The following is a 26,941-nucleotide window of genomic DNA, read 5'->3' as shown; positions in this document are numbered from 1 at the left end:
CAGGATCGATTGCCTTTCGGGGTTACACGGGGTCCAGCAGCTTCACTTCGACATGCGCGACGCCGCCGCGTTCGTGATAAAGGGCGAAGCCTTCGGATTGCAAGAATGCCTTGGCCTGTTCGAGATCGGTGATCTCGAACATGGCGATGGCGTGATTGGCACGATCAGGGTCGCGCCAGACATGCAGGTCTTTGATCCCGGCGGATTTGCGCGCTGGTTCGTCCTCGCGGAAAACATCCAGCCAGACGTCGAAATCGGCCACATCGGCCTGCCAGAGTACATGTGTTGCCATGATTACAGGTCCATCAGCAGGCGACGGGGGTCTTCCAGCGCTTCCTTGACGCGCACGAGGAAGGTGACCGCGCCTTTACCGTCGACGATGCGGTGATCATAGGTCAGCGCCAAATACATCATCGGGCGGATCTTGACCTCGCCATTGATGGCCATCGGACGATCCTGGATCTTGTGCATGCCCAGAATACCCGATTGCGGCGGGTTTAGGATCGGTGAGGACATCAGCGAGCCATAGACGCCGCCGTTAGAGATGGTGAAGGTGCCACCCTGCATCTCGGCCATGGACAGCTTGCCGTCACGGGCGCGTTTGCCCTTTTCGGCGATGGCTTTCTCGATCGCGGCGAAGGACATCGCGTCCGCATCGCGGATGACCGGAACCACCAGACCCTGTGGTGTCCCTGCGGCAACGCCCATATGCACGAAGTTCTTGTAGACGATGTCGGTGCCGTCGATCTCGGCATTGACTTCCGGAACTTCTTTCAGCGCGTGGCAGCAGGCCTTGGTGAAGAAGGACATGAAACCCAGGCGCACGCCGTGCTTCTTTTCAAACTGGTCCTTGTACTGGTTGCGCAGCGCCATCACCTCGGTCATGTCCACCTCGTTATAGGTGGTCAGGATCGCGGCGGTGTTCTGGGCATCCTTGAGGCGTTTGGCGATGGTTTGGCGCAGGCGGGTCATCTTGACCCGTTCCTCGCGCGAGGCATCCTCAGCCGCGACCGGCGCACGCGGGGCCTGTGCGGCAGCAGGCGCGGCGGCGGGTGTCGAAGTTGCAGCGGCGGCAACAGCACGGGCAACATCGTCTTTCATCACACGCCCATCGCGTCCGGTGCCCTGCACCAGATCGGCGCTCAGACCCGCCTCCGCCATGGCTTTTTCAGCCGAGGGCGCATTCGCGATGTCCTTACCGCTGGTCGCCGCGCTGGCCGCCGGGGCCGCTGCTGCGGCAGGGGCGGGAGCGGCGCCGCTGGCCGCGCCCGAGATCACCGCCAGCTTGGCCGTCGCATCCACGGTGGTGCCTTCGGGTGCGGTGATTTCGGCCAGCACACCCGACGCCGGGGCGGGCACCTCGACCGAGACCTTGTCGGTTTCCAGCTCACACAGCATTTCGTCTTGCGCAACGCTGTCGCCCACCTGTTTGAACCAGGTGGAGACGGTTGCTTCGGTGACCGACTCGCCCAGCGTGGGGACCATCACATCGACCGAGCCTCCCGACGCCGCAGGCGCGGGGGCTTCAGCAGGTGCCGCAGCGGGTGCGGGGGCCGCGCCTTCGCCAGCCTGAATGGTTGCGAGCAGGGCATCGACCCCGACGGTGTCGCCTTCGGCGGCCACGATCTCGCCCATGGTGCCGGCAGCGGGCGAGGGGACCTCGACCGTGACCTTGTCTGTCTCCAACTCGCAGAGCATCTCATCCACGGCGACGGCATCGCCGGGTTTCTTGAACCAGGTGGCGACCGTGGCTTCGGTCACGGATTCGCCAAGCGTGGGAACACGAACTTCGGTTGTCATCGGTTACTTTCCTTCGATGCTCAGCGCTTCGTTCACGAGCGCTTCTTGTTGGGCTTTGTGTTGGCTGGCCAGACCTGTCGCGGGCGAGGCCGAGGTCGCGCGCCCGACATAGCGGGGGCGCGAGTGTTTGGCTTTGATGCGGGTGAGCACCCATTCGATATTGGGTTCGATAAAGCTCCAGGCGCCCTGGTTCTTGGGCTCTTCCTGACACCAGATGATCTCGGCACCTTTGAAGCGTTCAAGTTCGTTGATCAGGGAATGGGCCGGGAACGGATAATATTGCTCAATCCGCATGATGTAGACATCGTCGATGCCGCGCTCGTCGCGTTCCTCCAGCAGGTCGAAATAGACCTTGCCGGAACACAGCACCACACGCTTGATCTTGTTATCCGGTTTGAGCTTGGTGTCGGAATTGCCCTGCTGGGCGTCATCCCACAGAACCCGGTGGAAGCTGGACCCGGTGGTGAATTCCTCGGCCTTGCTGACCGCCAGCTTGTGGCGCAGCAGCGATTTGGGCGTCACCAGAATCAGTGGCTTGCGGAAGGTGCGGTGCAGCTGTCGGCGCAGGATGTGGAAGTAGTTTGCGGGCGTCGTGCAATTCGCCACGATCCAGTTGTCCTGGCCGCACATCTGCAGGAACCGCTCCAGCCGGGCCGAGCTGTGTTCCGGGCCTTGCCCTTCGAACCCGTGCGGCAGCAGGGTGACCAGCCCCGACATGCGCAACCACTTCGATTCACCTGAGCTGATGAACTGATCGAACATGATCTGTGCACCGTTGGCGAAATCACCGAACTGCGCCTCCCACAACACCAGCGCGTTGGGTTCGGCCAGTGAATAGCCATATTCAAAACCCAGCACCGCATATTCGCTGAGCATCGAGTCGATCACCTCATATTGCGACTGTCCGGCGCGGATATTGTTGAGCGGGTAAAAGCGGTCTTCGGTGTCCTGATTGACGAAGCCGGAATGGCGTTGCGAGAAGGTACCCCGCGTGGCGTCCTGACCCGAGAGGCGAACCGGGTAGCCTTCGGTCAGCAGCGAGCCGAAGGCCAACGCTTCGCCGGTGGCCCAATCGAATCCCTCGCCTGTCGCAAACATCTTTTTCTTGGCCTCGACCAGCCGCCCCACTGTTTTGTGCATGGGGAACCCATCGGGCACGCGGGTCAGCGCAGTGCCGACTTCAGCCAGTGTCTCGGGCTTGATCGCGGTGTCGCCGCGGACATATTCGTCCTTGCTCTTGTCCATATGCGACCAGCGGCCATCCAGCCAGTCGGCCTTGTTGGGCTTGTAGTTCTTCCCGGCCTCGAACTCTTCGTTCAGATAGGCCTGGAAGGCCGCCTTCATATCCTCGATCTCGCCTTCGGGGATCAGGCCATCCTTGACCAGACGCTCCGTATAGAGGCTGAGCGTGGTCTTATGGGTCTTGATCCGCTTGTACATGATCGGGTTGGTGAACATGGGCTCGTCGCCCTCGTTATGTCCAAACCGGCGATAGCAGAAGATGTCGATCACCACGTCCTTGTGGAATTTCTGCCGGAACTCGGTCGCTACCTTGGCGGCATGCACGACCGCCTCTGGATCGTCGCCGTTGACGTGGAAGATTGGGGCCTCAACCATCAGCGCGATGTCTGTCGGATAAGGGCTGGAGCGGCTGAAATGCGGCGCGGTGGTGAAGCCGATCTGGTTGTTCACCACGATATGCATCGTGCCCCCGGTCTTGTGGCCGCGCAGACCTGACAGGCCGAACCCTTCGGCCACAACGCCCTGACCGGCAAAGGCCGCATCCCCATGCAGCAGGATGCCCATCACCTTGGTGCGGTCGGTGTCATTCAACTGGTCTTGCTTGGCGCGGACCTTGCCCAGAACCACTGGGTTCACCGCCTCAAGATGCGAGGGGTTGGCGGTCAGGGACAGGTGCACGTTGTTGCCGTCAAACTCACGGTCCGACGAGGCTCCGAGGTGGTACTTGACGTCGCCCGAGCCATCCACATCCTCGGGCTTGAAGCTGCCGCCCTGGAACTCGTTGAAGATGGCTTTGTAGGGCTTGCCCATAACATTGGCGAGGATGTTCAGACGGCCCCGGTGCGGCATACCGATCACGATATCCTGCAGCCCAAGCGCGCCGCCGCGCTTGATGATCTGCTCCATCGCCGGGATCAGGCTCTCGCCGCCGTCCAGGCCAAACCGCTTGGTGCCCATGTATTTGACATGCAGGAATTTCTCGAACCCTTCGGCCTGCACCATCTTGTTCAGGATCGCCTTGCGCCCCTCACGGGTGAAGCGGACCTCTTTACCGAATCCCTCGATCCGTTCTTTGAGCCAAGCGGCTTCATCGGGGTTCGAAATATGCATGTATTGCAGCGCGAAGGTGCCGCAATAGGTGCGTTTGACGATCTCGACGATCTGGCGCATCGAGGCGACCTGAAGCCCCAGCACGTTGTCGATGAAGATCGGCCGGTCCATATCCGCATCGCTGAACCCGTAGGTGCGCGGGTCAAGCTCGGGATGCGGGGTGCCGGACCGCATGCCCAGCGGGTCCAGATCGGCCACCAGATGGCCCCGGATCCGGTAGGCCCGGATCAGCATCAGCGCCCGGATAGAATCGAGCACGGCGCGTTTGATTTGATCGTCGCTGACCTCGACACCGGCACTTGCCGCCTTGTCCTTGATCTTCTTGCCCGCTGCCTTGGTCTCGGCCACAGGCCATTCCCCGGTCAGCGCGCCGGTCACATCATCGGCCGGCATCGGTGGCCAATCATTGCGCGCCCAGGAGGGGCCAGCCGCGTCAGCCTTCACATCCAGTTCGGCATCGCCCATTTGTCGGAAAAACTCGGCCCAGGCGGCATCCACCGCGTTGGGGTCATTGGCATATTGGGCATAAAGCTGCTCCAGATAGGCCGCATTGTGCCCCTGCATGAAGCTGGAGGCGTGGAATTGGTCGTTGGGCGATTGGTCGGTCATGATGTTACCTCATGTGGGTTGGGACCGTATTTGTTGGTGCCGGGCTGGCTGGGGCGGGTCAGCCACCACAGCATCAGAAGCGGCGATAGTACGAGAATGATCAATGTCGGGATCACGATCAGGAGCGTGGCGCGGGTAAAGAGGATATCAAGCTGGTGTGCGCCGCTATGCCCGAAGGTCGAGGCAAGGCCGATGCCAAAGACCAGTATGGCGAGCGCCCCCAGCACCAGCAGCAGCGGAAACAGCGCATAAAGCCCGCTGCGCCCGCTATCATGCATCCGCCGCCACGCCACCGATAGGTGGGGCAGGAAGACGATCAGCGCGACGATGCTCTGTGTCGGGCCATTGGAGGTGGCGGTGGTCGTGGTGGTGTCACCCACCTGTGTTTGTGTCACTTGCGTGAAGAACTGCCAGTCGATGATTCCGGCCAGCGCGCTCCAAATCACGACGAACAGGAAGAAAAACCAGTATTCGACGCGGGAGGCCCGCCCCGAGAAGGTGACGTATTTCCGGAAGCAGGTTTTGACGGCATCGGAGAAAGTCATGCAGCTACTCCGGCAGGGTTTGCGCCGTATTGGTTGGGCCCATTTTCAGGCCGCACAAAGCCGATCCAGAAGCACCACAACACGCTTCCATACGGGATGAAGCTTAGTGGGATAAATGGCAAGAAAATACGGGTAGCAGATCCTGCGTACCCGGCGAGAAACAACAACGTGCAGAGCAATACCCCAGCTCCAGATACGCCGTTTATCCAAGCCGCGATATAAAACCAGCCACCGCGCCAGCCGTGATCCTTAAACCGTCGCGACACAGTCGGAAGCATTAAGAAACTAAACAAGAAAACCGAGGCTGAGAACATCAAGCCCAAAGGAAGGTTCTTTGCTGTAAACTCCCCGGATGCCATCGCTTCCGGGCCCAAAAGCCCAATGATCAGGCTAGCAGCTACCGTCTGGAAGCTCAGAACAAGCACAAAAGAGGCCAACAGCATCCACCAATATTCTGATCGCGAAGCGCGGCCAGAAAATAAGAACACCTTTCGGATGCCCAAGGATATGGCTTTCAGTGGTCCCACTACGGCTGTCTCGCCTGGGGGACACCGCTGGGCAGCGCCCGGCTTATCCCCCAAGGCGGGCGCTTCTCGCCCGCCATGGGGTGGGGCGCCGCCCTCAGCTCTGAGATCAGCGCTTGTCGCATCTTACCCAATCGCTTCCAGCACAGCCTCACCCAGCTGCGCCGGGCTTTCGGCCACGACGATACCGGCCGAGCGCATGGCTTCGATTTTGTCTTCGGCACCGCCCTTGCCACCGGCGACAATCGCGCCCGCGTGGCCCATGCGGCGGCCCGGAGGGGCGGTGCGGCCTGCGATGAAGCCTGCGGTGGGTTTTTTGCGGCCCTTCTTGGCTTCATCCGCCAGGAATTGCGCGGCCTCTTCCTCGGCCGAGCCACCGATCTCACCGATCATGATGATCGACTCGGTCTCGTCATCAGCCAGGAACCATTCCAGCACGTCGATATGCTCGGTGCCTTTGATCGGATCGCCGCCGATGCCCACACAGGTGGATTGCCCCAGACCTACATCGGTGGTCTGCTTGACGGCTTCATAGGTCAGGGTGCCCGACCGGGACACAACGCCAACTGAACCGCGCTTGTGGATGTGGCCCGGCATGATGCCGATCTTGCAGGCGTCGGGTGTGATGACACCGGGGCAGTTGGGGCCGATCAGGCGAGAGTTCGAGCCTTCCAGCGCACGTTTCACCTTCATCATGTCCAGAACCGGGATGCCTTCGGTGATGCAGACGATCACCTCCATCTCGGCATCAATCGCTTCGAGGATCGAGTCCGCCGCGAAGGGGGGCGGGACGTAGATGACGGAGGCGTTGGCCCCGGTCACCGCCTTGGCTTCGTGCACCGAGTTGAAGACCGGCAGATCGAGATGTGTCATCCCGCCTTTGCCTGGTGTCACACCGCCAACCATGTTCGTGCCATAAGCGATGGCCTGTTCGGTGTGGAAAGTCCCCTGCGAGCCGGTCAGGCCCTGACAGATGACTTTGGTGTTTTCGTCGATGAGTACGGCCATGCCGCGTTTCCTCTCTTTCTAGTCTTGTCCCGTTATGCCACCCGCATGCAAAGGACGCGGGGGCGTTGCCGTCTCAGATGACCTGCGCCGTCCAGTGCTCCGGTTGTTGTTTTGAGGCCATCGTCATTTCTTCTCCATCCCTGTGCTGGCAGGCGCCGGGGGCGAACCATCCTCGTGCAGGATCGCACGGGTACGTCTGCTGCCGGACAGCGCTTGGAGGTCACCCATTCGTGTCATCGCGTAGAGCTTTACCGCCAGGGTTATCGCCGCGTCGAGGTCGGAGGCCTCTGGTGGGGGATTGGTTTCCACCAGCCGCTCGACATCGCTTGAATAGAGTTGAACCTGCTGTGGGAATCTGCGCGCCCGCAGCGCTTCGCAGCCTTTGGCAGTCTCGGCCCGGATCCTTTCAAACTGCTGTGGCGTCATGCGCAGGGGCCTGCCCTGGTCAGACATTTTCGTGATCTCGTCGGCTACCGCGCCGCGCAGCGGATTGGTCCGCCCATCGCTCCCCAATTCCGGGATCAACCGATTGAACCGCAGGAGAAAGGCAGCTGCCTCGGCCGAAAGCGACTGGTTGACTCGCGGCGGCTGTTTGAGACCTTCGGGGCTGATGCCGAGGACATGGCAGAAGTCCGCGATCAGATCACCCTCGACCAGGAAGTCCCGGTCCAGAAGCCGTACGTCGAGCCGATCGGGGCCCACCACATCCTCCCAGCGCCGCACGGCGACATTCTGGTTCGCCCGCTTCAGCGGTCGCGTGTCCAGGAATTCGTCGAAGGTTTTGATCATGCCCTGTTTGAGGCGCTCCGAATAGCCGCTGAGCGCCAGTTCCTCGGGGGCACGAAGATACAGGACATACCGCACCTCGTCGAAATGCTTGCCCAGCAAATCGTCAAAGACAGCGATCAGTTCTGGCGTATTGAGCCATACCTGAAACTGTTCGGCGGACAGGACAAACTCATCCTCTTTCCAACGCTTTCGCTGGCGCTTGAATTGCTTGAGGAAATCGTCGCTGAAGGCCTTTTGACTCTCCAGGTCATGTATCCCGAGCTTGCCCCGCATTGGGCCTTGCGTGATCATCCTGCCTGCCGCCGAGCATGCTGCAACCCCGAATTCGACCTGTGCGCTGAAGCGCTTCGTATGACGCTGATATCGGATTCCCTGCTGCGCCAACGCGCTGCTATTCCGCTCCAGGAAGACCTGGATCGAGGTCGATCCAGCCTTGGGAGAGCCGACATGAACAATCGCTTTCATCGTTCAGCTTCCTTGCCCGGAGCGGATGTCGGATTTGGCAGGATCTGGCGCGCCTTGCCATCGTGGCCAGCTTGCTTTTGCGGTCGTGCCCTTGCGACGACGGTGCAAGGTGCCGGCGCAAAAGATGCGCCGCACGCTCGCGTGTGCCGGTTCCATCCGGGTGCAGCAAACGTTCCGGCCCGGGCAGATGCATCCGCACTTGCCAATACGGGCTTGCGCCGACGCAGACGCGGCCACATTCCGACCGGGCGCGTGGAGACGCCCGACAGGAACATTTCGCCCGCTTCTTCGCAGCGACCGGATGGAAGACTGGCTGGTGTCACCCCTTCACTGCCTTCACAATCTTCTCGGCACCGTCTTTCAGGTTATCCGCTGCGATCACGTCCAAGCCGGAGGTGTTGATGATCTCTTTGCCTTTCTCGACATTGGTGCCTTCCAGACGCACGACCAGCGGAACCTGCAGGCCGACCTCTTTCACCGCGGCGACAACGCCCTCGGCGATGACGTCGCAGCGCATGATGCCGCCGAAGATGTTGACCAGGATGCCTTTGACGTTGTCGTCCGAGGTGATGATCTTGAACGCTTCGGTCACTTTCTCTTTGGTCGCACCGCCACCCACGTCGAGGAAGTTGGCAGGCTCGGCCCCGTAAAGTTTGATGATGTCCATGGTGGCCATCGCAAGACCGGCGCCGTTCACCATGCAGCCGATCTCGCCATCCAGCGCGATATAGTTCAGGTCGTACTTGGAGGCTTCCAGTTCCTTGGGGTCTTCCTCGGTCGTGTCGCGCAGTTCGGCAATGTCGGGGTGGCGGTAGACCGCGTTGCCGTCAAAGCCCAGCTTGGCGTCGAGCACTTTCAGATCGCCACTGTCAGTCACGATCAGCGGGTTGATCTCCAGCATTTCCATGTCCTTCTCGATGAAGGCCTTATAGAGCTGGCCCATCAGCTTGACGCATTGCTTGACCTGACCGCCGGTCAGACCCAGCGAGAAGGCGATGCGACGACCGTGATAGGGCTGGTAGCCGGTGGCGGGATCAACCGAGAAGGACAGGATTTTCTCAGGCGTGGAGGCGGCGACCTCTTCGATGTCCATGCCGCCTTCGGTCGAGCACACGAAGGACACACGGCTGGTCTGGCGATCCACCAGCAGAGCGAGGTAAAGCTCGGTCTCGATGCCGGAACCGGCTTCGATATAGATGCGGTTGACCTGCTTGCCCGCCGGACCGGTCTGATGCGTCACAAGCGTGCGGCCCAGCATCTTCTTGGCTTCTTCGGCGGCTTCCTCGACGGACTTGGCCAAGCGTACCCCGCCCTTTTCACCTGCGTCGGACTCTTTGAAGCTGCCCTTGCCGCGCCCGCCCGCATGGATCTGCGCCTTGACGACCCAAAGTGGTCCGTCAAGCTCTCCGGCGGCGGTTTTGGCTTCGTCGGCGCGGGTGACGACATGTCCTTCTGACACCGGAGCGCCATAGCTGCGCAGAAGCGCTTTCGCCTGATATTCGTGGATGTTCATGAAAACTGTCCCGTGTGGCTGCGTTTGGGACTTTTTGGCGCGTGTGAGATGTGGATTTAAAGGGTTTTTTGCAGGAATGATGGAAAAACAGTCGTTTTTTGGCTTTTGTGATCACACGAAAAAAAGTGTGATCACAAAATAACATCGCGCCATGTTTCGATGATCCCGAAACCGGTTTGGACTGAATGATTCTGGCGGGAATGAAAAAATGCGCGCCCGTTGAGGGCGCGCATTGAAACTGCGCAATGGTGCGGTGGCGCTTAGGCCAGCGAGGCGTCGATTCCCTTGCAGGCCTCGACCAGACCTTTGACCGCGTTGACCGAATTGTCGAACATCGCCTGCTCGTCTTTGGTCATCTTGATATCGATAACACGTTCGACCCCACCCGCGCCGATCACCGTGGGCACGCCCACATACATGCCTTTGAGGCCAAGCGCGCCATCCACATGGGCTGCGCAGGGCAGCACGCGCTTCTGGTCTTTCAGGAACGCTTCGGCCATTTCGATGGCGGAGGTGGCTGGCGCGTAGAAGGCCGACCCGGTTTTCAGCAGGCCAACGATTTCGGCACCGCCGTCACGGGTGCGTTGCACGATCGCATCCAGATTCTCCTGCGTGGTCCAGCCCATCTTGACCAGATCGGGCAGCGGGATGCCTGCAACGGTCGAATAGCGGGTCAGCGGCACCATCGTATCGCCATGACCACCCAGAACAAAGGCGGTGACGTCTTTCATCGACACTTCGAACTCTTCGGCCAGGAAATGGCGGAAACGGGCGCTGTCCAACACGCCGGCCATGCCGCAGACCATATTGTGAGGCAGACCCGAGAACTCGCGCAGCGCCCAGACCATCGCGTCCAGCGGGTTGGTGATGCAGATGACGAAGGCGTTCGGCGCGTTGTCGCGGATGCCTTCGCCAACGGATTTCATCACCTTCAGGTTGATGCCCAGCAGATCATCGCGGCTCATGCCCGGTTTGCGCGGCACGCCGGCGGTCACGATGCAGACATCCGCACCGGCGATATCGGCATAGGACTGGGTGCCCTTGAGGCTGGCGTCAAACCCTTCGGAAGGGCCCGATTCGGCGATGTCCAGCGCCTTGCCTTCGGGAGTGCCCTCGGCGATGTCGAAAAGAACAACGTCGCCCAGCTCTTTCAGGGCTGCGAGGTGGGCAAGGGTGCCGCCGATCTGACCTGCGCCGATAAGCGCAATCTTGGGTCTGGCCATTGAAATGTCTCCACTTCCGAGATTGAAATCGCGGTTTTGCTAGTCGTTAATGCCGCCGCTTGCAAGTGTTCCGCGACGCGGCATGGGCGCGCGGGCGCTCTATCGCTTTGCGGGAGAGTGGGCTAAACCTCGGGCCGGGCAGTTCAATTTGGGATGGCGCGATGCCTGAGCTTGATCTCTGGTTTTTTGTGATCGCCATTCCGGCGGTGATGTTTGCGGGCTTTTCCAAGGGCGGGTTCGGGGGTGGTGTGGCCTTTGCCGGGTCCTCGATCCTGGCGCTTATACTGGAGCCGGGACAGGCGCTGGCGCTGATGTTGCCGCTGCTGATGCTGGTCGATGTGGCGACGCTGAAACCCTATTGGAGGCGCTGGAACACGCGCGATTCCTGGGTTCTGGTCCTCGGCGGGTTGCCGGGGGTCGCTCTTGGCGCGTGGCTCTACAAGGCGACCGATGCCGATCTGCTGCGTCTGCTGATCGGGAGTATTTCGGTGGGTTTCGTGATCTGGCACCTGTCACAAAGTCGCGGCTGGGTGCACGGTTTTCAGCAGCGCCTATCGGCATCGGCGGGGGTGTTTGCGGGGCTGGTTGCGGGGTTTACCAGTTTCGTCAGCCATGCGGGTGGGCCGCCCGCTGCGGTGTATCTGCTGTCTCAGCGTTTGGGAAAGACCGAATATCAGGCCAGCACGGTGATCGTGTTCTGGGTGATCAACTTCGCCAAGGCCATTCCTTATGCCTATCTTGGCCTGTTTTCGCTGGAAACGCTCTGGGCTGATTTCTTGCTGGCCCCCTTTGCGTTGCTGGGGGCCTGGCTGGGCGTGCGTGCGCATTGGCGGGTGCCAGAGCGGCTTTTCTTCTCGCTCGCCTATCTGCTGCTGACGATCACAGGATGCAAGCTGATCTGGGATGCGCTGTCCTGAACCGGGCGCCGCGCCTGAAACGCCGCGTGCCGCTTTTTTCAGGCCTTTTCGCCACGGGCCGGAATGGCCTCGGCCAAAGCCTCGTAAGACTGACCGGAAGCAACCAGACAGGTCATCCCGTTGGTCAGCGTGACGGTGATGGTCCAGGTTCCGGTGTCATCCGAGGCAAAGACCTCCATCACCGAGCCTTGCTGCACCAGCCCGATGCCACGGCGGCTCTCGCCGTATTTTTCGGACAGGCGGTCCAGCACCACCTCCCGAGGGGCGCAATTGCGTTGTTGGGCGTGCAGCTGCTGTGCGGCCAGCGCCATCAGGCCCAGCCCCATTGTCATCTTGATAAAGCCGCGTGTCATTGGGAACCTCACTGTTCTGAATGAATGAGAACAGGCTGCGCGACTGGCCCTGATGCCGGGTTAACGTCACGTTTCGGGCGGATGCAACGGGGGGGGGCTTGCTGCGCTGCGGCGAGAATTCACTTGAAGTTTCCGGCAAAAAATGCACCTCTCCGCGCAACAATATTGCTCAGGAGAGGCCTATGGACCAGCGCCAGCGACCTTATCGTTCCGTTCTGTACATCCCGGCATCGCGCGAGCGTGCCCTTGATAAAGCCAGAACGCTGCCCGTCGATGCCATCATCTTCGACCTTGAGGATGCAGTATCGGCCGACGAAAAGGATGCCGCCCGCGAAACGCTGAAATCCGCGCTGGCGCAGGGGGGTTATGGCAATCGGTTCCAGATCGTGCGAATCAACGGGCTGGGTACGCCTTGGGGCCGCGCCGATGCAGAAGCGGTGCGCGAGATGGGCGCTGATGTCGTTCTGGTTCCCAAAGTCGGGTCGTCGGCAGACGTGGATGCTGTGGCCGCAATCACCGGTGACATCCCGATCTGGGCGATGATGGAAACACCTCGCGGCATGCTCAACGCCGCGCAGATCGCGTCGCACCCGCTGATGTCGGGGTTTGTGATGGGAACCAATGATCTGGCCAAGGAGTTGCAGACCAACTTCCGCCCGGACCGCGAACCGCTGTTGACCTCGCTCGGCTTGTGCCTGCTGGCGGCCAAGGCCGAAGGGCTGGTCATCATCGACGGCGTCTATAACGCGTTCAAGGATGTGGACGGGCTGGGCGTCGAGTGCCAGCAGGGCCGCGATATGGGCTTCGATGGCAAGACGCTGATCCACCCGGCGCAGGTCGATATGGCAAATACCGCTTTTGCTCCCTCAGAAGGTGACATCGATCTAGCCCGCCGCCAGATCGCGGCCTTTGAGGAAGTTCACGCCCAGGGGCAGGGCGTCGCCGTGGTTGATGGCAAGATCGTCGAGAACCTGCATGTTGCAACCGCCCGTGAAATTCTGGCAAAAGCCGAGGCAATTCAGGTCTTGCAAGCGGAGAGCTAGCTTATGGGTTTTGTCCTTTTGGTCCTTGGTCTGGCGCTCTGGTGGGGCGCGCATCTTTTCAAACGTCTGATGCCAGAGCAGCGGCAGGCGATGGGGGACAAAGGGAAAGGCGTTGTGGCTCTTGGATTGCTGTTGGCGATCATCCTGATGGTGATCGGTTTCCGCATGACTCCGTTCATCCATGTGTGGGCACCACCCAGCTTCCTTGTGCATGTCAACAACCTGCTGGTGCTGATCGCGATCTGGATGATGAGCCCCGCAGGCCAGAAAGGCCGCCTATTGAACAATGTGCGCCATCCGATGCTGACGGGTTTTGGCCTCTGGGCGATCGCGCATCTACTGGTGAACGGTGATCTGGCTGGCATGATCCTGTTTGGCGGGCTTTGGGCCTGGTCAATTGTCGAGAAAGTCGTGATCAACCGGGCCGAGCCGCAATGGGTGCCGGGCGAACCCGGAACGCTGGCCAAGGACGGCATGTTCTTTGCGGGCTCGGTTGTTCTGCTGCTTGTTATCGGCTTGATCCATGGCTGGATCGGCCCGTGGCCCTTTGGTGGCTGAAGGAACACTCTGATGCCTTTGCTCTATCGCCTTCTGACCGAGGAAGACACCTCGGCCTTTTGTCACAAAGTCAGCGCCGCATTGGCCAAGGGCTGGGACCTGCATGGCGATCCGTCTTACGCCTATGACCACGCAAGCGGCAAGATGCGCTGCGCGCAGGCGGTCACAAAACAGATCGAGGGGAACTACACCCCGGACACGAAGCTAGGTGAACAATAATGAGCAAGACCAATTCGGGCTTTTTCTTTGAGGATTACAGCGTCGGGCAGACGTTGCAACACGCGGTGCCGCGCACCGTTTCGGGGGGCGAACGGGCGCTCTACCATGCGCTCTATCCGGCGCGCCATGCGCTCTATTCTTCGGACAGTTTTGCACAGGCCTGCGGGTTGCGGGCCAGCCCGATTGACGATCTGGCGGCGTTCCACGTGGTCTTCGGCAAGACGGTACCCGATATCTCGCTGAACGCGGTGGCCAATCTGGGCTATGCCGAGGGGCGCTGGCTGAAACCGGTCTGGGCGGGCGATACGCTGCGCTCGGAATCCGAGGTCATCGGGTTGAAGCAGAATTCAAACGGCAAGACCGGTGTGGTTTATGTGCGCACGCGCGGGCTGAACCAGCATGGCGAGGTGGTGCTGGAATATTGCCGCTGGGTGATGGTGCGCAAAAAGAACCTGGAAGCCCCCGCGCCCGAGACCGTGCTGCCGGAACTCAGCAAGGTCATCCCTGCCGATCAGCTTGTGGTGCCTGCGGGGCTGGATTTCTCGAACTATGACTTTGCGCTGGCGGGCGAGTCGCACCGCTGGGGCGACTACGCGGTCGGCGAAAAGATCGACCATGTGGACGGAGTGACCATTGAAGAAGCCGAGCACATGATGGCCACGCGGCTGTGGCAGAACACGGCCAAAGTGCATTTCGATCTGACCGTGCGGCCCGAGGGGCGCCTGATCTACGGCGGGCACGTGATTTCACTGGCGCGCACGCTCAGCTTCAATGGTCTGGCCAATGCGCAGATGATCGTGGGTTTGAATGCCGGGGCGCATGCCAATCCCTGCATGGCGGGCGACACGGTCCGGGCCTGGTCCGAAGTGCTGGAAAAGGCCGAAACCGACACGCCCGGCGTGGGTGCGATTCGACTGCGGCTGGTTGCCACCAAGGGCGGCGAGCCATTCCAGCTCAGAACAGAAGAGGGCCGCTATTGTCCCGAAGTGCTGCTTGATCTGGACTATTGGGCGCTGATGCCAATCTAGGAGCGAAGGCGCGCCAATCTGACAGGCTTTTGACTACACGCACGAAATTTCGTGCTAGGCTCAAACCATGTTCGGATTGCGCGCCTTCGCACTGACAACATTCATCTCGACTCCGGCGCTGGCATGTGATCTGGCGTTGGCGCTGGCGGTGGATGTGTCCGGGTCGGTTGATTCTCAGGAATACCGCATCCAGATGGACGGGCTGGCCCATGCACTGCGCGACCCGATCATCTCTGAGGCGCTGGTGCGGGGGCAGGCGCAGCTTATGCTGATTCAATGGACCGGTTCGTCGCGCCAGCAGGTCACCATCCCATGGACCACGATCGACAGCTTCGATGCGATTGACCGGTTCGCCGATGCCGTCGCTGCGGATAAGCGGGTCTGGCGCAACTTTTCGACCGCGATTGGAGAGGCGTTGGCCACAACCATGGACCGGTTTGATGAGGTGGCCACCTGCAAGCGGCATCTTATCGATCTGTCGGGCGATGGCATGTCGAACGAAGGGATTGAACCCACCAGCCTGCGCGCCGATCTTGCCGCGCGCAACATCACGGTCAATGCCATCGCCATCGAGCAGAGCGAGCCTGACCTGACGGCCTATTTCTTCGAGAACGTGATCATGGGGGATGGCGCATTTGTGGTCACAGCCGGGGGATTTCACGACTATCCAGAACGGATCAGGAAGAAATTGCTGCGCGAAGTGACTGAACAGACCGCTGCAGCGCAGTGAAATAAGATTCGTTTTCTTTCAATGCGGTCTGGGTGAATTGACCACGCCGTTGATCTTGCGCGCAACCTGTGATCACAGCAATTGGATGTGTGATCACAAATCCGAGAAACACAGCGTTTGTGACAAAAAACACGGACGGTTTGCGCTCGCAGCAGGTGACAGGCGGGAAAAATCCGCTAAAACCGATGCAGCTAACGGAAAGGAGCCATCATGGCAGATGTCAACAGGGGCAACCGCCCTCTTTCGCCGCATCTGACGATCTATCGTCCGCAGCTGACCTCCGTGACCTCGATCCTGACGAGGATCACCGGCAACGCGCTGATCGTTGCGGCGCTGCTGATTGTCTGGTGGTTTCTGGCCGCTTCAACCTCTCCCGAAGCGTTTGCCCGCGCGGATTGGTGGGTCACCTCGCTATTGGGCGATGTGGTCATGGCGTTGTCGCTCTGGGCGATCTGGTATCATACGCTGGCCGGTATCCGGCACCTGATCTGGGACAATGCGCTGGGGCTGGATATTCCCGTGGCCGAAAAACTGGGCTGGGCGGTCGTGATCGGCTCGTTTGTTCTGACCCTCATCACTCTCATCGTCGTCGCGTAAGGAGGCCCCTGATGCGTTATCTTACCGACCGCAAGCGGGCCGATGGCCTTGGTTCCGCAAAAACCGGCACCGCACATTTCTGGTCCATGAAAGTCAGTGCGGTTGCGCTGCTGTTTCTGGTTCCCCTTTTCATCTTCACATTCGGTCCAATGCTGGGACAGCCGCATGACGCGGTGATCGCCTATTACAGCAAACCGTTCCCCGCCATTGTTGCCGTGCTGACCTTGATCGTGGGCTTCAAGCATTTTGCCGAGGGCGCGCAGGTTCTGATCGAGGACTATGTTCACGGGCTGGCCCAAAAGATCCTGATCATTCTGGTCATCTGCCTTTCTTATGCAGCAGCCGCAGCGGGCGTTTTCGCCATCGCGCGTATTGCTCTTTGACGCGCCATAGGAGTTCAACACATGGCTGCTTATGAATACGAGACGCATGAATATGACGTCGTTGTGGTTGGTGCCGGTGGTGCCGGGTTGCGTGCTACGCTGGGCATGGCCGAGCAGGGGTTGCGCACCGCGTGCGTGACCAAGGTATTCCCGACCCGCTCGCACACTGTCGCGGCGCAGGGCGGGATTGCGGCGTCGCTGTCCAACATGGGGCCCGACCACTGGCAGTGGCACATGTATGACACCGTCAAGGGATCAGACTGGCTGGGCGACACTGACGCGATGGAATACCTCGCGCGTGAGGCGCCCAAGGCGGTCTATGAGCTGGAGCATTACGGTGTGCCCTTCAGCCGGACCGAAGAGGGCAAGATCTATCAGCGTCCCTTTGGCGGCCACACCACTGAATTTGGCGAAGGGCCCCCAGTGCAGCGCACCTGTGCGGCTGCCGACCGGACCGGTCACGCTATTCTGCATACGCTCTATGGGCAAAGCCTTAAGAACAACGCTGAGTTCTATATCGAGTTCTTCGCCATTGACCTGATCATGTCCGAAGACGGGCAGTGTCAGGGTGTCGTCTGCTGGAAGCTGGACGATGGCACGATGCATGTCTTCAACGCCAAGATGGTGGTTCTGGCCACGGGCGGATATGGCCGCGCCTATTTCAGCGCAACGTCGGCCCATACCTGCACCGGGGACGGTGGCGGTATGGTGGCGCGCGCTGGTCTGGCTATGCAGGACATGGAATTCGTTCAGTTCCACCCGACCGGGATTTATGGCTCGGGCTGCCTGATCACCGAGGGCGCGCGCGGCGAGGGTGGATACCTCACCAATTCCGAGGGCGAACGGTTTATGGAGCGCTATGCGCCCCATTACAAGGACCTCGCACCTCGCGACTATGTATCGCGCTCGATGACGATGGAAATCCGCGAAGGGCGGGGCGTAGGCAAGGATGGCGATCACATCCACCTGAATCTCAGCCACCTGCCCGCCGAGGCGCTGCATGAGCGTCTGCCGGGCATTTCGGAAAGCGCCAAGATTTTTGCCGGTGTTGATGTCACCAAGGAACCGATCCCGGTTCTGCCGACGGTGCATTACAATATGGGCGGTATTCCGACCAACTACTGGGGCGAGGTGCTGAATCCGACCAAGGATGACCCGACTGCGCTGGTGCCCGGCCTGATGGCTGTGGGCGAGGCGGGCTGTGCTTCGGTGCATGGGGCGAACCGCCTGGGCTCAAACTCATTGATCGACCTTGTGGTCTTTGGCCGTGCTGCTGCGATCCGCGCGGGCAAGGTCGTTGATCCCGAGGCGCCGAACCCGGTTCTCAATCAGGCTTCGGTGGACAAGGCGTTCGACCGGTTCGACAGCATCCGCAACGCAAGCGGCGCAGTGCCGACCGCCGAACTGAGGCTTGAAATGCAGCGCACCATGCAGGCGGACGCAGCGGTGTTCCGAACCTCGAAAACAATGGCCGAAGGCGTCGAGAAGATGACGGCAATTGCGGCCAAGATGGACGATCTGCATGTCACGGATCGCTCGTTGGTCTGGAACAGCGATCTTATGGAAAGCCTAGAATTGACCAACCTGATGCCCAACGCGCTGGCCACCATTGTCGGCGCCGAGGCGCGCAAGGAATCCCGCGGCGCCCATGCGCATGAGGATTTCACCACCCGCGATGATGAGAACTGGCGGGTCCACACCGTCTCTCGGATCGAGGGCAACAAGGTTGACCTCAGTTATCGTCCGGTGATTGTTGACCCGCTCAGCACCGAAGCCGAAGGCGGCATCAATCTGGAAAAAATCGCGCCCAAGGCGCGGACCTTCTAAGGAGAGGATGACATGGTACAACTGACCCTCCCCAAGAACAGCCGCATCACCACGGGTAAAACCTGGCCCAAGCCCGAAGGCGCGACCAATGTGCGCAAGTTCCAGATCTATCGCTGGAACCCGGATGACGGGAAGAACCCGAGCGTCGATACCTATTTCCTGAACATGGATGAATGCGGCCCGATGGTTCTGGACGCGCTCATCAAGATCAAGAATGAGATCGACCCGACGCTGACTTTCCGCCGGTCCTGCCGCGAGGGCATCTGCGGATCCTGCGCGATGAACATCGACGGTATCAATACGCTGGCCTGTATCTATGGCATGGATGAGATCAAGGGCGATGTGAAAATCTATCCCCTGCCGCATATGCCGGTAGTCAAGGACCTGATCCCGGACCTGACCCATTTCTATGCCCAGCATGCCTCAATCATGCCGTGGCTGGAAACCAAGACCAACCGCCCGGCAAAAGAGTGGAAGCAATCCATCGAAGACCGCAAGAAGCTGGACGGTCTCTACGAATGCGTGATGTGTGCCTCCTGCTCGACCTCCTGCCCGTCTTATTGGTGGAATGGGGATCGCTATCTCGGCCCTGCAGCGCTGCTGCACGCCTATCGCTGGATCATCGACAGCCGGGATGAAGCCACTGGCGAGCGGCTGGACGAGTTGGAAGACCCCTTCAAGCTCTATCGCTGTCACACCATCATGAACTGCGCAAAAACCTGTCCCAAGGGCCTGAACCCGGCCAAGGCAATTGCCGAGATCAAGAAGATGATGGTTGAACGCACGGTCTGATCTATAGAACCGGGACCTCTTTGAACCCCTAGCGCTTGCGCTGGGGGTTTTTGGTTGAATACGGCGCTGCGTTACGGATGCAAACAACGCATGCCCAGATTGCAAAGAGGTGGGGTGAAATCCGCGATCCGTCGTCTTATCCTGTTGTCAGGGAGGGTGTGGCACCAAAGGATCGGATCATGAAACTCTCCGAAACCCCCAAAACAACGGCGCAAGAAGCGCTGGACTATCTTGAAGAAGCCTGGGCCTATTACTGCCCTGTGCGGGTCGTGCCAGACCTGGACAAGCGTGAGCCGGAGTTGTTCGAATACGCCAACGCTGCCTGATTGTGCTTTCTGTCGGGCGCACAGGTTTGCCTTACAAACCGTAGAAGAGTAGAGATCGGGAATGCCCGTTCTCTTGTTATTGCTCGGCCTTGCGGTCTTTGTCTATTTCTTCTGGAGGTCCAGAACGACCAGCCTGACCCGAGATTGCCGCTGGCGCGAGCATCGCAGCGAGGACCTGTGGCGGTGCAGCGCCTGCGGTGCTGAGCAGAAAGGGTTGGACGAACCGAAAGCCTGCCTCAGGCAATAAGGCTTGCATCTTGCGGCGCAGTCTGGCCCTTTCCCGATGGGAGAGGGCTCAAAATGACTAAAACACCAGAAGATGCCGATGCGCGCCGCGCCGTAGCGCCGGTGATCTGCTATCCGAATGATACGTTGCCAGCGCCGGATCTGGCGCTTTACGCGCAAGCCCGGCAAGGCGCGCGGAAAGTCAGTGAAACGCTGGTTCCGCCGCGCGACGCGGGTTGTTTCGAGGTGCCAGCCGGTCATTTCTTTCGCATCACAAGTGTCGAGGGGCCGCAGGTTGGCGATCTGAACCTGTGGAACGTGTCAGATCTGTCCGAGCGTTTCTACTCCGGCAAGACCCGCGCGCTGCATGGCACGCATCTGACCACGGGCGAGCGCATGTGGAGCAGCTTTCCCTATCTCCGGCCCATGGCCACGATCGCGTCAGATACGCTGGGCTGGTATGGCATCGACAGTTTTGGCGGCTCGGTGCATGACGTGATCGGCACGCGCTGTGATCCTTATACCGGCAATCTGCTGGCGGGCACGCAGTACCATCATTGTTGCCACTCCAACCTGACCCGCGCCCTTGCGGATCACCTGGGTGTTTCGCCCGAAAAGGCCGAGCCATATGTGCATGATGTGTTGAATGTCTTCATGTGCACCGGGTTCACCCGCGACACCGGCCAGTACTTCATGAAAGCCTCGCCGGTGCGCCCGGGGGACCATCTGGAGTTCTTTGCCGAGATTGATCTGCTGGGCGGGCTCAGCGCCTGCCCCGGTGGGGATTGCTCGGCAGAACATTCTTCGGATGTCGCTGCCTGTTATCCGCTGTTGGTTGAGGTCTATGCGCCTGCAGAAGGCGTGTTGGAGGCTTGGTCCCCACCGGAACCCAACGGCTATGACCGGTCACATGGCTGGGGTCAGGGCAGCTGAGCCGCCCTGACATTTGTTCATGAGGCGAAGGCGGCCTCTAGAGCGATCTCGACCATGTCGCCGAAACTGCTCTGGCGCTGATCGCTAGGCAAGGCCTCACCCGTGAGCAGGTGATCGGACACGGTCAGAACCGCCAGCGCACGGCATTTGTGCCGGGCCGCCAGATTGTAGAGTTCTGCCGCTTCCATCTCGACGCCCAGGATGCCATGGCGCACCATCTGATCATTCAGGTCGGGGCGCTCGTCATAGAACACGTCCGAAGAATAGATGCCGCCGACATGGGTGGGGGTGCCTTTTGCTTCCGCTGCTTCAGTGGCTGCCTTGAGAAGGCTCCAATCCGCGCAGGGGGCAAAGTTCAACTCCCGGAAAATGCCCCGCGACGGCGTGCTGAGTGTTGACGCCGTCATCGCAAGGATCACATCACGCAACCCCACATCCTGCTGCATCGCGCCGCAGGAGCCGATCCGGATCAGGGTCTTGGCCTCATAGGTGCTGATCAGCTCGTTCACGTAAATGGAAAGCGACGGCATTCCCATGCCGCTGCCCTGAATGGTAACGGAATGGCCGTTCCATTCGCCGGTAAAACCCAGCATTCCACGTACGTCATTTACTTGCCGTACATTATCCAGGAACGTTTCCGCCGCCCATTTCGCGCGCAGCGGATCGCCCGGTAATAGAACCGTCTCGGCAATTTCGCCCGGTTTTGCACCGATGTGAATTGTCATCGTGAGACTTTGTTAATTCAGATTTCCAGATCGGATATATCGGCCCCTGAGGTCAGGGCGTCGTGAATCCATTGCGGCTTGCGACCGCGCCCGGTCCAGGTCTGTTCCGGGTTGGCCGGGTTGCGATACTTGGCGACGGCCTTGGTACCTTTGGTTGATTTCCTGGTATCACTTTGAAGTTCGGACAAGGAGAAGCCGAATTCAGCCGCTGCTTTCTCGGCCGCGATCAACGCGTCTTTTCTTTCCTTTTGCTCGGCGGTTTTGATCGCCTTTTCGACGTCGGACTGCAATTTCAGCAATTCCTTGCGTGACATCGCTTTCAGATCCATCCCCATTTCTGTCTCCTTTGAAACTCAAAAAAATAGCGTGGCGCTACAGCGCCACACTAGTGGTTTCAATGACGTTGTTCAGCGCCATTTTCAAGGAAATTCTAAAAAGTCTAGGCCGCTATTTGATTTGGATCGGCTAAGCTGACTATATCAGCCATAATCGAATTCAATTCGAAGTCTTTCGGCGTATAGATTTTGGCAACACCGACAGCTTTGAGTTTTTCAGCATCCTCGTCGGGAATAATGCCACCCACCACGACCGGAATGTGCCCCAGCCCTTCGTCCCGCATCCGCTGCATAACCTCTTCGACCAGCGGCAGGTGGCTGCCGGACAGTATCGACAGGCCGACCACATGGGCATCGTCCTCGATCGCGGCGGCAACGATTTCCTCGGGTGTCATGCGAATGCCGTCATAGGAGATATCCATGCCGCAGTCGCGGGCGCGGAAGGCGATCTGCTCGGCGCCGTTGGAATGGCCGTCAAGGCCCGGCTTGCCGACCAGAAACTTGAGCCGGCGCCCCAGCTTGTCGCTGACCGCATCCACCTCGCTGCGGAGGTCTTCGAGCCCTTCCGTCTTGTTCGAGACCGAGCGCGAGACGCCGGTAGGGCCGCGATAGGTGCCAAAAGCCTGACGCATTTCTTCGGCCCATTCCCCGGTGGTGACCCCTGCCTTGGCGGCCCGGATGGAGGGTCCCATGATATTGCCGCCGGACCGCGCGGTCTCGCGCAATGCGGCCAGGGCTTCTTTCACCGCATTGCTGTCGCGGCCACCGCGCCACTCGTCAAGGCGAGCGATCTGTTCCTGTTCCACAGCCGGATCAACGGTCATGATGCCGCCATCCTCGGTTTCCAGAGGCGAGGGCTCGCCCTCGGTCCATTTGTTCACGCCGATGACGATTGTCTCGTTGCGCTCGATCCGGTTCAGACGCTCGGCATTGGCATCAACCAGGCGGGACTTCATGTATTCGATCGAGGCAACCGCGCCACCCATGCCGTCCAGATTGTCCAACTCGGCGCGCGCGCCGTCCTTCAGCGCTGCAACCTTGGCATCGACCGCCGGGTTGCCATCGAAAAGATCGCCATATTCCAACAGATCGGTCTCATAGGCCAGAATCTGCTGCATGCGCATCGACCATTGCTGGTCCCAGGGGCGCGGCAGGCCCAGAGCCTCGTTCCAGGCAGGCAGTTGCACCGCACGGGCGCGCGCCTTTTTCGAAAGCGTCACCGCCAGCATTTCGATCAGGATGCGGTAAACGTTGTTTTCCGGCTGCTGCTCGGTCAGCCCCAGCGAATTCACCTGCACGCCATAACGGAAGCGGCGGAATTTAGGGTCGGCGACCCCATACCGCGTTTCGCAAATTTCATCCCACAGTTCGACAAAGGCCCGCATCTTGCACATTTCGGTGACAAAGCGGATGCCGGCATTTACGAAGAAGGAAATCCGACCCACCATAGCCGGAAAGTCTTCGGCGGGAACGCGCGGCTTCAACTCGTCCAGCACCGCCTGCGCTGTGGCCAACGCAAAGGCCAGTTCCTGCTCGGGCGTCGCGCCGGCCTCTTGCAAATGATAGGAACACACATTCATCGGGTTCCATTTCGGCACGTTCTCGTAACAGTACTCGGCCACGTCGGCGATCATCTTCAGAGACGGTTTTGGCGGACAGATATAGGTGCCGCGGCTCAGATATTCCTTGATCAGATCGTTTTGGACCGTGCCCTGCAGCTTTGAGACATCTGCGCCCTGTTCCTCGGCCACGGCAACATAAAGAGCCAGCAGCCAGGGCGCCGTCGCGTTGATCGTCATCGAGGTGTTCATCTGTTCCAGTGGAATCTGATCGAACAGCGTGCGCATATCGCCCAGATGGCAAACCGGGACGCCAACCTTGCCCACCTCGCCGCGCGCCAGCACATGGTCGCTGTCATAGCCGGTTTGTGTCGGCAGGTCGAAGGCGACCGAAAGGCCCGTCTGGCCTTTGGACAGGTTGCTGCGATACAGCGCATTCGAGGCCTTGGCGGTGGAATGACCGGCATAGGTGCGAATGAGCCAGGGGCGGTCTTTCTGCGGCTGCGTCATTTTGGGACCTCGCGATCAGATAGGGCAATAAAGTTTCACGAGATTGGGGTAGATCGCAATTTTCGGTCAATGTCAATTCGCTGCGTTGCGGCGCAGCCCGGCAAATCGTTAGATTGTAGCGGATATCGTTTGGTGGCAGTTTGGCGGCATGACTGAAACCATCGAGATGCCGCTCTGGCTGTTGCTGCTGATTCTGGGCTTCGCCATTGTGGCCGCTCTGGACAAGGTCATGTTGCCCTCGGTCAGGTGGTTCTTTCGTCGCCGACTTGAACGGGCCGTGGCGCGGCTGAACCAGCAGCTGACACGTCCGATCCAGCCTTTCAAGCTGATGCGGCGGCACGACATGATGCAACGCATCATTTTCGACCCCGAGGTCGGGCGGGCGGTACAGGCCCACGCGCATCAGCATGGCATCCCCGAGGCTGTCGCATCGGAAACCGCCCGGAAATATGCCCGCGAAATCGTCCCGTCCTTTTCGGCTTTCGCCTATTTTTCTTTTGCGATCCGCGCCGCGCGGCTGATCAGCAACGCGCTGTTCCGGGTCCGGTTGTCCTATGCGGATGCTGACGCGCTGCGCGCTATCCCGGAAGATACGACGGTTGTTTTTGTGATGAACCACCGCAGCAACATGGATTATGTGCTGGTGACCTATCTGGCCGCGGATCAGTCCGCGCTGTCTTATGCGGTGGGCGAGTGGGCGCGGGTCTGGCCGCTGAGCCGCCTGATCCGCGCCATGGGCGCCTATTTCATCCGGCGCAAATCGCGCAGTGACCTCTATCGCAAGGTTCTGTCCTGTTATGTACGACATGCGACTGAGGCGGGCGTGACCCAGGCGATCTTTCCCGAAGGCGGGTTGAGCCTGACCGGCGGAATGGGCCCACCCAAGCTTGGTCTTTTGAAGTACATGATCGACGCCGCAGAAGAGAGTGGCCGAGACGTGGTCTTTGTGCCGGTCGCGATCAACTATGATCGGGTGCTGGAAGATACCATCCTGACCGCTGCCGCCAGCCGCAATGAGCGGCGCTTTCGGGCGCGGATCGGAGTTATCTTTGCCTGGGTGCTGAAACAGATCTGGCAGCGCATTCTGGGTCGATTCCGCCGCTTTGGGTTCGCGGCGGTGAGTTTCGGAGAGCCGGTCTCGCTGGGCAGTTTCAAGGCCAGGTCGGATCGTGACCTGACAATTCCGCTGGCCCGGGACCTGTCGCGCCGGATCGGTTCACTTGTGCCGGTGCTGCCGGTGCCACTCGCCGCATGGCTGATGCAAAAACATGGCGAGATGACCCTTGAGGATGTGGTGGCTGAATTCCGGCGCATCATCCCGGCTCTTGCGGGCGGGCCGGCTATTCTGCCGGACGAAGATATCGCGACCGAGGCAAAGGACGCGCTGGAGCAATTGGTGGATCGTCGGATGTTGAAATTCGATGGCGGGCGTTATCGTGTGTCAGGTGATCGTGTCGATCTTCTGGCGTATTACGCCTGTTCTGTAGCGGACCGTCTGGAGGCGGGTCCGCTTGATTCTGCAACTGCAGAAGAAAATGCTGCATCCGCAAGGTCATAAAATTACAAATACCGGCCAAAATTGGTTGCAATGTTGCGTATCTGTGCATATCCCTTGCTAAACCCGCGATTCTGCATCGCGGCAAAGGCGAACAAAGGAGGCCAGCATGGCTTTGGACACAAACAACGGCTCGGCGGCCTACGAAGCGCCGGAAAAAGACCTGTATGAAATGGGGGAAATCCCTCCGATGGGCTATGTCCCCAAGCAGATGTATTCCTGGGCGATCCGCAAGGAGCGGCATGGCGAACCCAATACGGCCATGCAGCAGGAAGTGGTAGACGTGCCCGAACTGGGCAGCCATGACGTGCTGGTGCTGGTTATGGCGGCGGGCGTCAACTACAATGGTGTCTGGGCCGCGCTGGGTCAGCCGATCAGCCCTTTTGACGGCCATGGCGAGCCTTATCACATAGCGGGGTCCGATGCCTCCGGTATCGTCTGGGACGTGGGCGACCGGGTGAAGAACTGGAAGGTCGGCGACGAGGTGGTCATCCATTGCAATCAGGACGATGGCGACGACGAAGAATGCAACGGCGGCGATCCGATGTTCTCGCCCAGCCAGCGCATTTGGGGCTATGAAACCCCCGACGGCTCCTTTGCCCAGTTCACCCGCGTGCAGGCGCAGCAGCTCATGCCCCGCCCCAAGCACCTAAGCTGGGAAGAGGCGGCGTGTTACACGCTGACGCTGGCCACGGCCTATCGGATGCTGTTTGGCCACCACCCTCACGACCTGAAGCCGGGCCAGAACGTTCTGGTCTGGGGCGCGTCGGGTGGTCTGGGCTCTTATGCGATCCAGCTGATCAACACTGCCGGTGCAAATGCAATCGGCGTGATCTCGGACGAGGACAAGCGCGACTTTGTGATGGGCTTGGGCGCCAAGGGCGTGCTGAACCGTAAGGATTTCAACTGCTGGGGCCAGCTGCCGAAGGTTGGCAGCCCCGAATATGCGACCTGGTTCAAAGAGGCGCGCAAATTCGGCAAGGCGATCTGGGATATCACCGGCAAGGGCAACAATGTCGACATGGTGTTCGAACATCCCGGCGAGGCGACCTTCCCGGTGTCCAGCTTTGTCTGCAAAAAGGGCGGCATGGTCGTGATCTGCGCCGGCACCACCGGTTTCAACCTGACCTTTGACGTCCGCTATGTCTGGATGCACCAGAAACGCCTGCAGGGCTCGCATTTCGCCCATCTCAAGCAGGCGGCAGCGGCCAACAAGCTGATGCTGGAACGTCGTCTTGACCCCTGCATGTCAGAGGTCTTTACTTGGGCCGACCTGCCCGAGGCGCATATGAAGATGATGCGCAACGAGCACAAGCCTGGCAACATGTCGGTTCTGGTTCAAGCGCCCAAGACCGGACTGCGGACCTTGGAAGAGGTTCTGGAAGCCGGGCGTTAACCGGACACGAGGGCAATCGCCACTACAAAGGTCAGCGAATCACACGGATGATTCGCTGACTTTTTTTGTGGAGCGGGTGCGAAAATGTACTTCAATAACTTA

The 26,941-nt window shown here is 60.0% G+C and carries 27 protein-coding genes; 14 read left to right on the top strand and 13 right to left on the bottom strand.

The annotated features are described in order from the left end of the window. Positions 1–22 precede the first annotated feature (22 nt). From Q5Y75_RS09500 to mdh, 9 genes are all read right to left on the bottom strand, one after another. Complete coding sequence (locus Q5Y75_RS09500; protein ID WP_306196662.1) at positions 23–292, bottom strand: hypothetical protein; 270 nt, start codon at positions 290–292, stop codon at positions 23–25. Between the two features lie 2 nt (positions 293–294). Continuing rightward, a complete protein-coding gene (gene odhB, locus Q5Y75_RS09495) occupies positions 295–1,800 on the bottom strand; it encodes a 2-oxoglutarate dehydrogenase complex dihydrolipoyllysine-residue succinyltransferase (RefSeq protein WP_306196660.1) in 1,506 nt (501 codons plus the stop codon). A gap of 3 nt (positions 1,801–1,803) precedes the next feature. Continuing rightward, entirely contained in the window at positions 1,804–4,761 is a 2,958-nt protein-coding gene (locus Q5Y75_RS09490; RefSeq protein WP_306196658.1) for a 2-oxoglutarate dehydrogenase E1 component, read from the bottom strand. After that, positions 4,758–5,306 carry a DUF805 domain-containing protein gene (locus Q5Y75_RS09485; RefSeq protein WP_306196656.1) on the bottom strand — a complete coding sequence of 183 codons (549 nt, stop codon included), beginning with the start codon at positions 5,304–5,306 and terminating at the stop codon, positions 4,758–4,760. Before Q5Y75_RS09485 ends, Q5Y75_RS09490 begins: the two co-directional genes overlap by 4 nt. Further along, positions 5,303–5,833, bottom strand: a complete 531-nt coding sequence (locus Q5Y75_RS09480; RefSeq protein WP_306196654.1) for a DUF805 domain-containing protein — start codon at positions 5,831–5,833, stop codon at positions 5,303–5,305. Before Q5Y75_RS09480 ends, Q5Y75_RS09485 begins: the two co-directional genes overlap by 4 nt. Positions 5,834–5,956: 123 nt before the next feature. Continuing rightward, positions 5,957–6,838, bottom strand: a complete 882-nt coding sequence (sucD, locus tag Q5Y75_RS09475) for a succinate--CoA ligase subunit alpha (RefSeq protein ID WP_306196653.1) — start codon at positions 6,836–6,838, stop codon at positions 5,957–5,959. 123 nt (positions 6,839–6,961) lie between these two features. After that, the gene (locus tag Q5Y75_RS09470) at positions 6,962–8,092 is read right to left on the bottom strand and encodes a hypothetical protein (protein WP_306196652.1); all 1,131 of its coding nucleotides are present in this window, start codon (positions 8,090–8,092) and stop codon (positions 6,962–6,964) included. Positions 8,093–8,411: 319 nt separating this feature from the next. Next, positions 8,412–9,605 (bottom strand): ADP-forming succinate--CoA ligase subunit beta, encoded by a 1,194-nt coding sequence (gene sucC / locus Q5Y75_RS09465; RefSeq protein ID WP_306196651.1) that lies wholly within the window; start codon positions 9,603–9,605, stop codon positions 8,412–8,414. A 260-nt stretch (positions 9,606–9,865) separates the two neighbouring features. Further along, positions 9,866–10,828, bottom strand: coding sequence for a malate dehydrogenase (mdh, locus tag Q5Y75_RS09460; protein WP_306196650.1), 963 nt, complete (start codon positions 10,826–10,828; stop codon positions 9,866–9,868). Between the two features lie 161 nt (positions 10,829–10,989). Here mdh and Q5Y75_RS09455 point away from each other — a divergent pair, with 161 nt between their 5' ends. Next, positions 10,990–11,745 carry a sulfite exporter TauE/SafE family protein gene (locus tag Q5Y75_RS09455; RefSeq protein WP_306196649.1) on the top strand — a complete coding sequence of 252 codons (756 nt, stop codon included), beginning with the start codon at positions 10,990–10,992 and terminating at the stop codon, positions 11,743–11,745. Positions 11,746–11,783: 38 nt separating this feature from the next. On the opposite strand, the gene Q5Y75_RS09450 is transcribed toward Q5Y75_RS09455, so the two are convergent. After that, complete coding sequence (locus Q5Y75_RS09450) at positions 11,784–12,098, bottom strand: hypothetical protein (RefSeq protein ID WP_306196647.1); 315 nt, start codon at positions 12,096–12,098, stop codon at positions 11,784–11,786. Between the two features lie 182 nt (positions 12,099–12,280). Here Q5Y75_RS09450 and Q5Y75_RS09445 point away from each other — a divergent pair, with 182 nt between their 5' ends. The 11 genes from Q5Y75_RS09445 (at position 12,281) to Q5Y75_RS09395 (ending at position 20,759) form a co-directional block, all read left to right on the top strand. Next, the gene (locus Q5Y75_RS09445; protein WP_306196645.1) at positions 12,281–13,141 is read left to right on the top strand and encodes an HpcH/HpaI aldolase/citrate lyase family protein; all 861 of its coding nucleotides are present in this window, start codon (positions 12,281–12,283) and stop codon (positions 13,139–13,141) included. Positions 13,142–13,144: 3 nt separating this feature from the next. Next, positions 13,145–13,699 (top strand): NnrU family protein, encoded by a 555-nt coding sequence (locus tag Q5Y75_RS09440; protein WP_306196642.1) that lies wholly within the window; start codon positions 13,145–13,147, stop codon positions 13,697–13,699. Positions 13,700–13,711: 12 nt separating this feature from the next. Further along, positions 13,712–13,918 (top strand): DUF1737 domain-containing protein, encoded by a 207-nt coding sequence (locus Q5Y75_RS09435; protein ID WP_306196640.1) that lies wholly within the window; start codon positions 13,712–13,714, stop codon positions 13,916–13,918. Beyond that, positions 13,918–14,946 carry a MaoC family dehydratase gene (locus Q5Y75_RS09430; protein ID WP_306196638.1) on the top strand — a complete coding sequence of 343 codons (1,029 nt, stop codon included), beginning with the start codon at positions 13,918–13,920 and terminating at the stop codon, positions 14,944–14,946. The genes Q5Y75_RS09435 and Q5Y75_RS09430 overlap by 1 nt, the downstream gene beginning before the upstream one ends. 67 nt (positions 14,947–15,013) lie before the next feature. Next, complete coding sequence (locus Q5Y75_RS09425) at positions 15,014–15,676, top strand: DUF1194 domain-containing protein (protein ID WP_306196636.1); 663 nt, start codon at positions 15,014–15,016, stop codon at positions 15,674–15,676. Positions 15,677–15,886: 210 nt separating this feature from the next. After that, entirely contained in the window at positions 15,887–16,273 is a 387-nt protein-coding gene (gene sdhC / locus Q5Y75_RS09420; RefSeq protein WP_306196634.1) for a succinate dehydrogenase, cytochrome b556 subunit, read from the top strand. A gap of 11 nt (positions 16,274–16,284) precedes the next feature. Then, positions 16,285–16,656, top strand: coding sequence for a succinate dehydrogenase, hydrophobic membrane anchor protein (sdhD, locus tag Q5Y75_RS09415; RefSeq protein ID WP_306196631.1), 372 nt, complete (start codon positions 16,285–16,287; stop codon positions 16,654–16,656). Positions 16,657–16,677: 21 nt separating this feature from the next. Further along, positions 16,678–18,483, top strand: coding sequence for a succinate dehydrogenase flavoprotein subunit (sdhA, locus tag Q5Y75_RS09410; RefSeq protein WP_306196629.1), 1,806 nt, complete (start codon positions 16,678–16,680; stop codon positions 18,481–18,483). Between the two features lie 12 nt (positions 18,484–18,495). Next, positions 18,496–19,275: a succinate dehydrogenase iron-sulfur subunit gene (locus tag Q5Y75_RS09405; RefSeq protein ID WP_306196627.1), complete on the top strand. Its 780-nt coding sequence runs from the start codon at positions 18,496–18,498 to the stop codon at positions 19,273–19,275. Between the two features lie 179 nt (positions 19,276–19,454). Next, positions 19,455–19,601: a hypothetical protein gene (locus tag Q5Y75_RS09400; RefSeq protein WP_306196625.1), complete on the top strand. Its 147-nt coding sequence runs from the start codon at positions 19,455–19,457 to the stop codon at positions 19,599–19,601. 300 nt (positions 19,602–19,901) lie between these two features. Then, positions 19,902–20,759 carry an urea carboxylase-associated family protein gene (locus Q5Y75_RS09395; RefSeq protein WP_306196623.1) on the top strand — a complete coding sequence of 286 codons (858 nt, stop codon included), beginning with the start codon at positions 19,902–19,904 and terminating at the stop codon, positions 20,757–20,759. A gap of 17 nt (positions 20,760–20,776) precedes the next feature. Here Q5Y75_RS09395 and deoD read toward each other — a convergent pair whose 3' ends face one another. The 3 genes from deoD to Q5Y75_RS09380 form a co-directional block, all read right to left on the bottom strand. Continuing rightward, on the bottom strand, positions 20,777–21,484 hold the full coding sequence (gene deoD, locus Q5Y75_RS09390) for a purine-nucleoside phosphorylase (protein WP_306196621.1): 708 nt from the start codon (positions 21,482–21,484) through the stop codon (positions 20,777–20,779). 17 nt (positions 21,485–21,501) lie between these two features. Next, positions 21,502–21,819: an H-NS histone family protein gene (locus Q5Y75_RS09385; protein WP_306196619.1), complete on the bottom strand. Its 318-nt coding sequence runs from the start codon at positions 21,817–21,819 to the stop codon at positions 21,502–21,504. A gap of 104 nt (positions 21,820–21,923) precedes the next feature. Next, positions 21,924–23,888, bottom strand: coding sequence for an ethylmalonyl-CoA mutase (locus tag Q5Y75_RS09380; protein WP_306196617.1), 1,965 nt, complete (start codon positions 23,886–23,888; stop codon positions 21,924–21,926). Positions 23,889–24,036: 148 nt separating this feature from the next. Between Q5Y75_RS09380 and Q5Y75_RS09375 the strand changes: the two genes are divergently transcribed. Beyond that, positions 24,037–25,446, top strand: coding sequence for a 1-acyl-sn-glycerol-3-phosphate acyltransferase (locus Q5Y75_RS09375; protein ID WP_306196615.1), 1,410 nt, complete (start codon positions 24,037–24,039; stop codon positions 25,444–25,446). Between the two features lie 106 nt (positions 25,447–25,552). Continuing rightward, on the top strand, positions 25,553–26,839 hold the full coding sequence (gene ccrA, locus Q5Y75_RS09370; protein WP_306196612.1) for a crotonyl-CoA carboxylase/reductase: 1,287 nt from the start codon (positions 25,553–25,555) through the stop codon (positions 26,837–26,839). The last annotated feature ends 102 nt before the right edge of the window (positions 26,840–26,941 follow it).

The organism is Ruegeria discodermiae, from assembly GCF_030758345.1.
Taxonomy (GTDB): domain Bacteria; phylum Pseudomonadota; class Alphaproteobacteria; order Rhodobacterales; family Rhodobacteraceae; genus Ruegeria_C.
Note: the sequence above shows the minus strand (reverse complement) of the source record. Positions and strands in the feature narration are given on the sequence as shown.

What these genes read in the sequence shown, in the direction of transcription:
- ccrA (WP_306196612.1), top strand. Translation starts at nt 25,553, where the DNA reads ATGGCTTTGGACACAAACAACGGCTCGGCGGCCTACGAAGCGCCGGAA.
- Q5Y75_RS09455 (WP_306196649.1), top strand. Translation starts at nt 10,990, where the DNA reads ATGCCTGAGCTTGATCTCTGGTTTTTTGTGATCGCCATTCCGGCGGTG.
- sucD (WP_306196653.1), bottom strand. Translation starts at nt 6,838, where the DNA reads ATGGCCGTACTCATCGACGAAAACACCAAAGTCATCTGTCAGGGCCTG.
- mdh (WP_306196650.1), bottom strand. Translation starts at nt 10,828, where the DNA reads ATGGCCAGACCCAAGATTGCGCTTATCGGCGCAGGTCAGATCGGCGGC.
- Q5Y75_RS09450 (WP_306196647.1), bottom strand. Translation starts at nt 12,098, where the DNA reads ATGACACGCGGCTTTATCAAGATGACAATGGGGCTGGGCCTGATGGCG.
- sdhC (WP_306196634.1), top strand. Translation starts at nt 15,887, where the DNA reads ATGGCAGATGTCAACAGGGGCAACCGCCCTCTTTCGCCGCATCTGACG.
- deoD (WP_306196621.1), bottom strand. Translation starts at nt 21,484, where the DNA reads ATGACAATTCACATCGGTGCAAAACCGGGCGAAATTGCCGAGACGGTT.
- Q5Y75_RS09445 (WP_306196645.1), top strand. Translation starts at nt 12,281, where the DNA reads ATGGACCAGCGCCAGCGACCTTATCGTTCCGTTCTGTACATCCCGGCA.
- Q5Y75_RS09490 (WP_306196658.1), bottom strand. Translation starts at nt 4,761, where the DNA reads ATGACCGACCAATCGCCCAACGACCAATTCCACGCCTCCAGCTTCATG.
- Q5Y75_RS09395 (WP_306196623.1), top strand. Translation starts at nt 19,902, where the DNA reads ATGACTAAAACACCAGAAGATGCCGATGCGCGCCGCGCCGTAGCGCCG.
- Q5Y75_RS09500 (WP_306196662.1), bottom strand. Translation starts at nt 292, where the DNA reads ATGGCAACACATGTACTCTGGCAGGCCGATGTGGCCGATTTCGACGTC.
- Q5Y75_RS09485 (WP_306196656.1), bottom strand. Translation starts at nt 5,306, where the DNA reads ATGACTTTCTCCGATGCCGTCAAAACCTGCTTCCGGAAATACGTCACC.
- Q5Y75_RS09430 (WP_306196638.1), top strand. Translation starts at nt 13,918, where the DNA reads ATGAGCAAGACCAATTCGGGCTTTTTCTTTGAGGATTACAGCGTCGGG.
- Q5Y75_RS09405 (WP_306196627.1), top strand. Translation starts at nt 18,496, where the DNA reads ATGGTACAACTGACCCTCCCCAAGAACAGCCGCATCACCACGGGTAAA.
- sdhD (WP_306196631.1), top strand. Translation starts at nt 16,285, where the DNA reads ATGCGTTATCTTACCGACCGCAAGCGGGCCGATGGCCTTGGTTCCGCA.
- Q5Y75_RS09375 (WP_306196615.1), top strand. Translation starts at nt 24,037, where the DNA reads ATGACTGAAACCATCGAGATGCCGCTCTGGCTGTTGCTGCTGATTCTG.
- Q5Y75_RS09435 (WP_306196640.1), top strand. Translation starts at nt 13,712, where the DNA reads ATGCCTTTGCTCTATCGCCTTCTGACCGAGGAAGACACCTCGGCCTTT.
- Q5Y75_RS09470 (WP_306196652.1), bottom strand. Translation starts at nt 8,092, where the DNA reads ATGAAAGCGATTGTTCATGTCGGCTCTCCCAAGGCTGGATCGACCTCG.
- odhB (WP_306196660.1), bottom strand. Translation starts at nt 1,800, where the DNA reads ATGACAACCGAAGTTCGTGTTCCCACGCTTGGCGAATCCGTGACCGAA.
- Q5Y75_RS09385 (WP_306196619.1), bottom strand. Translation starts at nt 21,819, where the DNA reads ATGGGGATGGATCTGAAAGCGATGTCACGCAAGGAATTGCTGAAATTG.
- sucC (WP_306196651.1), bottom strand. Translation starts at nt 9,605, where the DNA reads ATGAACATCCACGAATATCAGGCGAAAGCGCTTCTGCGCAGCTATGGC.
- Q5Y75_RS09425 (WP_306196636.1), top strand. Translation starts at nt 15,014, where the DNA reads ATGTTCGGATTGCGCGCCTTCGCACTGACAACATTCATCTCGACTCCG.
- Q5Y75_RS09400 (WP_306196625.1), top strand. Translation starts at nt 19,455, where the DNA reads ATGAAACTCTCCGAAACCCCCAAAACAACGGCGCAAGAAGCGCTGGAC.
- Q5Y75_RS09440 (WP_306196642.1), top strand. Translation starts at nt 13,145, where the DNA reads ATGGGTTTTGTCCTTTTGGTCCTTGGTCTGGCGCTCTGGTGGGGCGCG.
- Q5Y75_RS09380 (WP_306196617.1), bottom strand. Translation starts at nt 23,888, where the DNA reads ATGACGCAGCCGCAGAAAGACCGCCCCTGGCTCATTCGCACCTATGCC.
- sdhA (WP_306196629.1), top strand. Translation starts at nt 16,678, where the DNA reads ATGGCTGCTTATGAATACGAGACGCATGAATATGACGTCGTTGTGGTT.